This is a genomic window from Bartonella sp. AC62GZZY (assembly GCF_042196525.1).
Classification (GTDB): Bacteria; Pseudomonadota; Alphaproteobacteria; order Rhizobiales; family Rhizobiaceae; genus Bartonella.
The window spans coordinates 1-764 of sequence record NZ_JBHIQN010000070.1; the positions used below are offsets into that span (position 1 = coordinate 1).

General features: G+C 41.0%; 1 protein-coding gene. It reads right to left on the reverse strand.

Annotated elements, in window-relative coordinates; all coding sequences use genetic code 11:
• Window positions 1–182 (reverse strand): hypothetical protein (locus ACFIML_RS09200; protein ID WP_375688027.1); only part of this gene is annotated, 182 nt, incomplete at its 3' end.
• Window positions 183–764 lie beyond the last annotated feature (582 nt).

Consider the following 764-nt stretch of genomic DNA (forward strand, 5'->3'; position numbering starts at 1 on the left):
AAAGCCCCCAAATGATAAGGATTAATCATTTGGCAAGCCGCAGCATGGATACCAGCGTCTCCAACAATTCCATAACCAAATTGCACAAAACCTTTTTCATCCAGAGATGAGAAACTGTCCTTAGCGGTCTCGTAAATAAATAACAGTCTCGTAAATAAATAAATGTCCCTCTTTTCTTTCAATTTTCCCCCTCCACCCCAAGCTCTTTAAAAACACTGTTGCCCTTTCCATGGAGCAAAAAGTCTTGATCAAAACGTGTGCTTTTGGCTCACCTTCTCTATGCGCCTTGCCTCCACCTGCAAGAAAATGGGTTCTTTTTCCCCAAACACCAGAATATCTTTTGCTTTAAATATAGATTTTTCGCTCTCCATATCGCTTGGTAAGACACATTTTTATGCTTGATAAAAAGAAAATAAGTTACAAGATTTTCTCTCTTTAAGAGAACAGAAACAGCAAGTGAAACCCAAGAGCAGCCCTCTTCACTTATCCCCCTTAAAAGCTCGCAAAAATCCCACTCAAGAAAGAGCACCAACTCAAGCAAGAGCCTCAATTTTTCTCAAAAACACGACACCAATATAAAAAAAGCATAAAACGAGAAGTGTCCCCCATGCTCCTTAATGAACAAGTCAAAAGCAATATACTTAATGGCAATAAAAGCCTCTCTTCACTTTTTCCCCTCACTCACTTTCCCCTCACTCACTTTCCCCTCGCTCACTTTTTCCCCTCGCTCACTTTCCCCTCACTCACTTTTTCCCCTCGCTCAC